This window comes from Marivita sp., from assembly GCF_020055635.1.
Lineage (GTDB): Bacteria > Pseudomonadota > Alphaproteobacteria > Rhodobacterales > Rhodobacteraceae > Marivita.
The window spans coordinates 1-2,507 of record NZ_JAIPUT010000191.1; the positions used below are offsets into that span (position 1 = coordinate 1).

Annotated in this window: 2 protein-coding genes; both read right to left on the reverse strand. The window is 58.8% G+C overall.

Annotated elements, in window-relative coordinates; translation table 11 throughout:
• Positions 1–316: 316 nt before the first annotated feature.
• The gene (locus tag LCF60_RS24560; RefSeq protein ID WP_292295141.1) at positions 317–1,222 is read right to left on the reverse strand and encodes a glycosyltransferase family 2 protein; all 906 of its coding nucleotides are present in this window, start codon (positions 1,220–1,222) and stop codon (positions 317–319) included.
• Positions 1,219–2,507, reverse strand: a 1,289-nt coding sequence (locus LCF60_RS24565; protein ID WP_292295142.1) for an oligosaccharide flippase family protein, incomplete at its 5' end; no start/stop codon positions are given. The genes LCF60_RS24565 and LCF60_RS24560, both read right to left, overlap by 4 nt.

Below are 2,507 nucleotides of genomic sequence, written 5' to 3' on the forward strand. Positions count from 1 at the left end.
CGGCACGCCGGCGGAGCCATCGGCCTCCTGGCCGGATGCCAGGTCCCGCGCGATGCCGAGCGGCAGCGTGTGCTCGACCTCCCGGCGCATGAGCCACGGGCCCGCCCGTGCGAGGAAGGCGCGCGGATCGGAGAAGCGGCGGACCCGCGGAAGTGAGGGCATGCCCGCACGCTACGAGCGGGACGGCGCGCGGGGCAACCCGCCGACGTGGCGGCTAGTGTGTTGTTTTGTCTCAGCCTGCCCGAAACCGCCGAAATCACTGATCTGCATATTCGGCCACGTCTACCGAGTTGACCGTCGGCTGCCACACGCCTGCTCAGAACGGAAATTCATCGGTTTTTCCTCGCAGCAGGTTTGCAGACATGACGATATCGCGCCACAACGCCTGGCGCGTCCATCTGGCGTGACGCAGGACAAGGCGCAAGGTCTGCAGTCTCTCCGTAACCTTGAGTGGCGCATTGACTGACGCCCTCATACGCTCTGCCGTCCACTTCCAATGCGGCAGCAGAACTCTCGACCGAATCGAAGGATCCACCCACTTCCGTACCTCCGAGACTTTACGAGTCGAATGCGCCGCACTGCGCTGATGCAGTCTCCTCTTGAGCAGAGGGCCCTCGACGTTAGCCAGCAAGCCGCGCAAGCTCAGTTCGAAGAGAAGGACAAAGTCCCATCCAAAGTAATCCAACCTGCATGAGGTCGTCAGCAAGGTTGACCTTCGCATCAGGCCCTGCGTGAAGACAATCTGATAGTCGTTTCTGAGTACGGCCTCGGCGCGGACACTAGCATCATGACTCCTGATATTAAGAGTTCGCGCAGGGTGATCCACCTGATTGCCGTCCGCGTCGATATTCACAGTATCCGGAACATAGGCCACGATCTCCTCATCCCGGCGCAGGGTCTCCACTGCATGATCGAGAAGGTTTAAATCCGGAACATCATCCGCACTCGCCCACCGGAAGTACTCACCGGTGGCTTCCAGGAAAACCGCCTTGTGGTTTGCATTAACGCCGCAATTGTGCGGCTGGCGAATGATCCGGACCCGATCATCCTCACGAGCGTATTGTTCGCAGATATCCAATGTTGAGTCCGTTGAGGCATTGTCCGAGATGATGAGCTCGAAATCACCGAATGTCTGGCCGAGTGTCGCATCCAGCGCCGGTGACAGATATTCGCCTGCGTTAAAGACGGGCAGTCCGATCGAAACGCAGGGCACCCTGCTCACGCAAATCTCCGACGCACGCTCACACCCGCCCCGGTCAACTTATTGAGCAAGACTTTCTCCGCCCCATCGGGTCGCCTTGACATCCTCCACAAAATGTAGAGTGAGGCTGAATACACCACCACACCGCTCGGGACAGCACACGCGAGCACAAGAGCCGAGCCCCCGAGCGAATCCGTATCATCCACGGCACTCTGCACCCCAATGACGGCAATGCTCATTACAAGACTCGCCACAACCGGCCGCCAGTTATAGCTCAGGTACTCCGCAATACGAATCTCGAGACGACGAAAAATCAGGGGGAAACTCGCGACAAAGCAGGTTATTGCACCGCAAAGTTCGGCTAGCGCGATTCCCTGCACCCCAAGCTCGTCTATGAGGGCCGCACTCAAAAGGACCAGCACAGTCAATCTGAGCGCTGACTGGACGGTCACCGCCCTGGCATACCCCAATGCAAGATGCGCCATCCCGTTGTTGCCAGAGGCCGCAACAAATACGGCAGAGATCGCAAGAACTTCCATGAGAGGCGCAGCTGCCGCCCACTGTTGCCCCAGAGCCACCAGAACCAATTCCTCTGCCACCAACGCCAACCCCACACCCGCCGGCAAAGCAATAGCCACCACTAGTGCCCCGATATCCATGAACGTCTTCTTGAATGCTTCCGGCTGGGGCACCAGCCTCGCATAACCAGGGTATGCGGCCCGATTGACCGGCGCCGAGAGTTCGGTGGCAGGCATGGTGGCAATGTCGTACGCGAGCGTATAGATACCAAGAGATTGGGCACCGAGAAGCCGACCAATCAGGAAATGGGGGAAACGCACAACACCGACGAGGACGGCGTTATTCGATAACAGCCACTTCGAGTAGCCGAAAAGCTCGCGCGCCGCGCCCAGCGCAAAGCTGGGCCGATAAGGGGCCAGGACATAACTCAGGAGTACACCGGCTACCGATCCGGCCACCATCCCGGCGATCAACGCCCAGTAACTCCTGAAAATGATCGCCGAGATGATGGTCACGAGGAATCCGATGAGCCGTTTCGATGCGCGAAAAACAAACTCCTTACTAAATTTCATTTGCCGGCGGAATTCGACGGTACCGACATTCTCGAAGCCACGCAGCATCCAACCGGCGACGATTACCCAGAGCGCCAGCGTCAGCCGCGGCTCCCCGAAAAAGCCCGCCATCGGTACCGCAAGAAGGGCAATTATCAGCGCACAGGCTCCATAGACAATTATCGTCAGGGTCCACGCGGTATCGAACTCGACCCGATCAGGAGATTCCTTGTTGA